The sequence below is a fragment of the Bacillus sp. P4_D3 genome, assembly GCF_056401855.1.
Genome location: NZ_JBFUIN010000202.1, coordinates 1 through 5,717 on the forward strand (window position 1 = coordinate 1; position 5,717 = coordinate 5,717).

Below are 5,717 nucleotides of genomic sequence, written 5' to 3' on the forward strand. Positions count from 1 at the left end.
ACAAAATGTTAAACTTACAGAAGCCATTGATATCATGCGCAAATGCTGATATCAATGGCTTTTGGTATAGATATGTAGTAATCATTCTTTTAAATAATTAAAAGGCATAAGCTCTTAAATTTATCTTTCTTGTCCATCTGTTTGATTGGCTTGGAACTCCATTTTTAGCGCAATACTATCCCCTTGGAACACGTTCTGATCTGTGCCGTTGTCTTCAAATACAAACTTTATCCAAAACCAATCCATTTTCCCAGGTTTTAATCCCCCTGTTTCAGTCCACTTAGAATGAAATACTTTTTTGGAGGCAATCTCTGGGCTTTGTGATTTTAGTTCTGCAAGAGTTGTCTCGTATACAGGGCTTTTTGCAGGATCCCAATCCAAAAGAAATTGTACTTTAATATGTTTACCGAAATCTTCTGTAGTGTTATTTTGTTTTAAATCGTTTACAGTATAGTCTATTTTCATCATGATATCTTTAATATCTAATGTACCACTATTTTTTAAATTGAATTTCTTTAATATTTTGTCCCCAGGTTTTAAATTTTCTAAGTTAAGTGAAGTAGTTGGTTGCATAGCTAAATCCAATGTACCTGCAGCAAATGAATTATTTGTCACCACTTGATCGCTAAAATATGCATATGTTCCCCCACCAATTAAAGATAAGCCAAGAGCGGCTGAAAACACTCCAACACCTAATTTCTTTTTCAATGACATTTTTTGTTCCTCCCATATCATTTTTATAATCTTTCTCCCTAATCAACCGAAAAGGTCCCCTTAATACAGATATAACATGAATTGTGAAAAAATTATATTAAAAGCAGAAAATTCCTTATTGAGAAAATTATGTTATTATCTATCTTCTGTAAATGAAACGTCCCAAAAATAGAAAAGTTGAATTTATAATTATCAAAACCTCTGCCAAAAACAAATTAATATTAACTACCCTTTATGATTAGAATTATTTATTTCTTCAGGAGTATTCTAATACTTCAAAAGGTACGCCTTATGGAATAATCTCTTTATCCCACTTAAAGCACTTCATAAGGTGTCCAACCATAATTTTGAAACACAAAACAATAAATACCACCTTTTGAAGTAATTTTTATCGATTAGGCAGTTTTCCAAAACACAATTAAACAACGTGAATTCCATATTTATAGGGACTCACGTTGCTTCTTTTAAAACTATTATCTTAGTATTTATAAACATACATATCTTTACAGAGAGAGCATCTAGCAAAATTATATATCAATCAATAATATAAAAAGATCCCCTCCACCACAAGGTAGAGGGGATCTTCTAATTCCTATTTCAAACTACCCGCAATCTCCGTAAAGATAACCCCAAGTGCATGTGCACCTGCATCTGGATAGCCTAAGCTTCTTTCACCAACTGTACCAGCGCGGCCCATACGAGCTACGATTTCTTTCGTATACTCTGCTCCTTTAACCGCTGCTTCTGCTCCTTTTTCAAAGGCAGTTTTCATGTCTGATTCGTTTGAAGCGCTATTTAACCAAGAGTCTACACATGGAGCAAGTGCATCAACAAGCGTTTTATCACCAACTACCGCTCCTCTTCCGAACGATCTTTCACCGATAGATTGTATACCTTGCAGTGCTGCTTGTAACATTTCAGCGAACTCTTTGGCTGTTAACTCACATTTTTCGCCTGCTGCTTTACTAGCTGCGCGGAACGCACCGCCCCAAATTGGACCTGAAGCGCCGCCGCAATGTTCCATAATAATCATAGAACAACCGTCAAGGAATGATCCTATCGTTACATTGTCTTGTCCTAAAATAGAACTCCACTCACGTTTTAATTGCTTAAATCCTTTTGCAACACTCATTCCGAAGTCGCCGTCACCTGCATGTGTATCTAACTCACAGAACGGTACTTCATTTTTAATAATGATGTCACTCATTTTATCAACGAGATAAACCATATTGTTTAATGTAATTACATTATCTTTCATAACAGCGTGCTCTTCCGCTGTTTCTATTTCAAAGGAAACTTCCTTCTCCTCTACATCTTCAAGCACATTAACATACTCTACACTTTCAACTGGTCCATCTACTTTAAACGCTGGTGTATTACACTCTTTCGATAGTAATGTTTTTAGCTCGTCATCTAATTTCATTACTGTTAAAGACATACCTGCCATATCAATACTCGTCATATAGTTACCGACGAATACTCTATTAATTTTAATGTTTCTAGCAGCTAGTTCTCTCGTAACTGCGTTGTTAAATAGGTAAAGTTCTTGCAGTGGTGTTCCGCCAAAACCATTTACAAGAAGCGCGATTTCTTCACCATCTTTTACTCCTAAATCTTTTACTAAATCATTTGTCATACGGTTAGCTAATTCATCTGCTGACAGCGTTTTTTCACGTTTAATTCCTGGTTCGCCGTGAATACCTACGCCGTATTCCATTTCATCTTCCGCAAGTGTAAAAGTAGGTGATCCGCTTGCCGGAACTGTACAAGAAGTTAACGCTAAACCGATTGTGCGCACGTTAGCCGCTGCTTTTTCCGCTACAGCTTTCACCGCTCCTAAATCCATACCTGCTTCCGCTGCTGCGCCGGCAATTTTATGAACGAAAATAACTCCCGCAACGCCGCGGCGTCCTACTGTGTAAAGACTATCTTCTACCGCAATATCATCGTCCACTTTTACGTAGTCTACTTCAATTCCATCTTCAGTCGCTAAATGCGCACCGTTTTTGAAATTCATAATATCGCCGCTGTAATTTTTAATAATTAATAACGTACCTTTTTTACTAGCCGTCTCTTTAATCGCTTGATATACCTGAATTTGTGAAGGAGAAGCAAACACATCTCCGCACACTGCCGCATCTAACATTCCTTTTCCTACTAGCCCTGCATGCGCTGGCTCATGACCACTACCACCGCCGCTAATTAACGTTACTTTACTTTCGTTCATTTCTTTCTTCTTAATCACTTTATATTTTTTCAAAAACTCAAGCTCTGGATGAGCCATAACCATTCCGTTGCACATTTCCATTACTAATGTTTCTGGTTTATTTATAATCTTTTTCATTGTGATTCTCCCTCAATTCCTTTAATATATTGTGATATATTTGAAATCTTCTTCTTACTACTCATGTTAAAATGAAAGCGTTTTATAGTAAACGGACAAAATGGACAATCTGTCTAAAGACACCGCTCTCATATATGGATAGGATTTTTATATTAGGCTGTTTTCGTATAGATTGTTGCTCTCTTGAAAATACTGATTACGGTTGAATATAATGCATTTTCAGGAGGCGTTCAATAATGTGGAGATACGTATTATTTGGATAGTTACCTCTACTGGTATCGTTAGCTTGAGTTACATAAAAACTTAGCATTTGAAAATCGAGTAGAGCAAATGCTTATTTCAGCTTGTCAAAAATCTAACTATTTCACAGTTGAAGCATTAAGAAAAGATAAAAAGCATCATTAATCAGATGCTTTTTAGGTAGATTCAGTGGTTTATTGTTATGTAACTAACGGAGCAGTTTAGTTGAATAAGAAAAAAAGATTAATGCGTATTTGACTTAAAATGCGATACAAAATGAAATGTACAAGGATGACAATTCATTTAATAGGTAGGTATTATTTCACATTCTTTAGAGGGGAAATTACCTTGTTATAAAAAAATCTTTCCCATTTAGCTAACAAACCGTTCCCATTTTCACCACGCTGAATTTCAATTTCGTGGTTTTTATGAAATTCTGCTATTCGTTTATTATGCTCTTTGTGCAAATGATGGAGAGCTACTTGTTTCATTATTATCCCTCCTTTCGATTAACCATAATTATATATCCTGGGTTGATTATAGCAAAGTATTCTACACGTTTTGTAGATTAAATCTGCCTTTTAGTTTTAACAGCAACAATCTTTGAGAAAACAGCCTTATATTACTAACATTCTAGGGATGATTAAGATGACCTCTTCTATAATTTCTAAAAAGATAATCGCGAATTCATTGAAACATTTAATGGAAACAGAGTCGTTTCATAAAATATMAGTGAGCGATATTATGTTACACTGTCAAATGCGTAGGCAAACTTTTTATTATCATTTTAAAGATAAATTTGAACTATTAAGCTGGATTTATAGAGAAGAAACGAAAGAAAACATTATAGACTTTCTCGACTATGAAACATGGGAAAATATTTTCGATTTATTATTTGATTACTTTTATGAAAATCAAAAATTTTACCGAAATGCTTTTAAAGTCATTGAACAAAACTCGTTCAATCACTATTTATTTGAGCATACGAAAAACTTATATATGAAGATTATTGATGAACTATCTATGAGCTGTAGATTAACTCTTTCTATTGAAACAAAAAATACGATTGCCTCCTTTTATAGTCACGGCTTCGTTGGAACGATAAAAGATTGGATTGAAAGTAAATGTGAAGTAGATCCATCCATTATGTCTTCTCTCATGAAAAATATGATAAACAATCAATTACTACTTTTACTTGAGCAATCAGCAAAGTAATTAAAGGGTGGCAAAAGCAATGAAAAAGATTATGAATGATGTACAAAATATCGTTCAAGATATGCTGCACGGCTTTTATTTTGAACATAACGACAAAGTAAATTATGACGAAACACATAACATCATTTATGTAAAAGATATCGAAAAAATGAAGCAAAACGTTGTCCTTATAAGCGGCGGTGGTAGCGGACACGAACCTGCTGATATAGGTTATGTAGGAAAAGGAATGCTTACAGCGGCAGTAAACGGCAGTATCTTCACTCCGCCTACAGTCGAACAAATTGCAGCGGCAACTCGCCTCATACCAAAAGATAAAAGTATTTTATTCATCATTAAAAACTTTAAAGATGACGTAGAAAACTTTTTAGCTGCAGAACAAATCGCCAAAGAAGAAGGAAGACAAATTGACCACATCATCGTAAATGACGACGTTTCAATTGAAGATGATGCTTCTTTTAATAAAAGAAGACGAGGCGTAGCGGGCACCATTTTCGTTCAAAAAATATTAGGCGCGGCCGCTCTTGAAGGACATTCTTTAGAAGAACTAACAGCACTTGGCCGTTCTGTCATCCAAAACTTACATACATTAGGAGTTTCCCTTTCCCCTGCAAATGATCCAGTACAAGGAAAAGCTTCATTCACATTAAATGATGATGAAGTGTTTTACGGCGTTGGTATCCACGGCGAAAAAGGTTACCGTAAAGAAGCACTATCTTCTTCTGAAATATTAGCGATCGAACTTATGAATAAACTAAAAAGCATTTATCGCTGGAGAAAAGGCGACAACTTCGCCATCCTCATTAATGGACTAGGTGCGACACCATTAATGGAACAATACATTTTCGCAAACGACATTCGCCGTTTATGTGAGCTGGAAGGCTTACATGTGAAGTTCGTAAAGGTTGGTACCCTTCTCACTTCTTTAGATATGAAGGGTGTTTCACTCAGTTTGCTTAAGGTAGAAGATTTGGATTGGGTGAAGTGGTTGAAGGCGGATGTTGGAGCGAGCAGTTGGTAACAAATTTGCAATTTATCCACCAGTTCCCACAATCCAATACATAAAATGTCGTTATCCAGTCGGAGGAAGGCACCTTAGAGTGTCTTTTCTTTATTTTCAAAAGGACCTGCTCAATTATTGCGTAAAAAACATAAAGTAATTTGAATCCGTTAAAATACATGAGTGTACCCTTGTTTTCCCCTCTTA

The 5,717-nt window shown here is 35.5% G+C and carries 5 protein-coding genes and 1 pseudogene; 3 read left to right on the forward strand and 3 right to left on the reverse strand.

Annotation, left to right across the window (positions count from 1 at the left end; genetic code table 11):
• Nucleotides 1-120: 120 nt before the first annotated feature.
• Both AC1DTM_RS17065 and dhaK read right to left on the reverse strand, forming a co-directional pair.
• Nucleotides 121-714: a TasA family protein gene (locus tag AC1DTM_RS17065; RefSeq protein WP_088098761.1), complete on the reverse strand. Its 594-nt coding sequence runs from the start codon at nt 712-714 to the stop codon at nt 121-123.
• A 592-nt stretch (nt 715-1,306) separates the two neighbouring features.
• Nucleotides 1,307-3,058: a dihydroxyacetone kinase subunit DhaK gene (dhaK, locus tag AC1DTM_RS17070; RefSeq protein ID WP_088098760.1), complete on the reverse strand. Its 1,752-nt coding sequence runs from the start codon at nt 3,056-3,058 to the stop codon at nt 1,307-1,309.
• A gap of 246 nt (nt 3,059-3,304) precedes the next feature.
• Here dhaK and AC1DTM_RS17075 point away from each other — a divergent pair.
• Nucleotides 3,305-3,463 (forward strand): annotated as a pseudogene (locus AC1DTM_RS17075) (IS1595 family transposase); the annotation flags it as partial.
• 152 nt (nt 3,464-3,615) lie between these two features.
• Here AC1DTM_RS17075 and AC1DTM_RS17080 read toward each other — a convergent pair.
• On the reverse strand, nt 3,616-3,789 hold the full coding sequence (locus tag AC1DTM_RS17080) for a hypothetical protein (RefSeq protein WP_016103924.1): 174 nt from the start codon (nt 3,787-3,789) through the stop codon (nt 3,616-3,618).
• Nucleotides 3,790-3,946: 157 nt separating this feature from the next.
• Between AC1DTM_RS17080 and dhaS the strand changes: the two genes are divergently transcribed.
• Nucleotides 3,947-4,513: a dihydroxyacetone kinase transcriptional activator DhaS gene (gene dhaS, locus AC1DTM_RS17085; RefSeq protein WP_477000542.1), complete on the forward strand. Its 567-nt coding sequence runs from the start codon at nt 3,947-3,949 to the stop codon at nt 4,511-4,513.
• Between the two features lie 19 nt (nt 4,514-4,532).
• Nucleotides 4,533-5,531: a DhaKLM operon coactivator DhaQ gene (dhaQ, locus tag AC1DTM_RS17090; RefSeq protein WP_088098759.1), complete on the forward strand. Its 999-nt coding sequence runs from the start codon at nt 4,533-4,535 to the stop codon at nt 5,529-5,531.
• Nucleotides 5,532-5,717 lie beyond the last annotated feature (186 nt).

What these genes read in the sequence shown, in the direction of transcription:
- AC1DTM_RS17065 (WP_088098761.1), bottom strand. Translation starts at nt 714, where the DNA reads ATGTCATTGAAAAAGAAATTAGGTGTTGGAGTGTTTTCAGCCGCTCTT.
- dhaK (WP_088098760.1), bottom strand. Translation starts at nt 3,058, where the DNA reads ATGAAAAAGATTATAAATAAACCAGAAACATTAGTAATGGAAATGTGC.
- AC1DTM_RS17080 (WP_016103924.1), bottom strand. Translation starts at nt 3,789, where the DNA reads ATGAAACAAGTAGCTCTCCATCATTTGCACAAAGAGCATAATAAACGA.
- dhaQ (WP_088098759.1), top strand. Translation starts at nt 4,533, where the DNA reads ATGAAAAAGATTATGAATGATGTACAAAATATCGTTCAAGATATGCTG.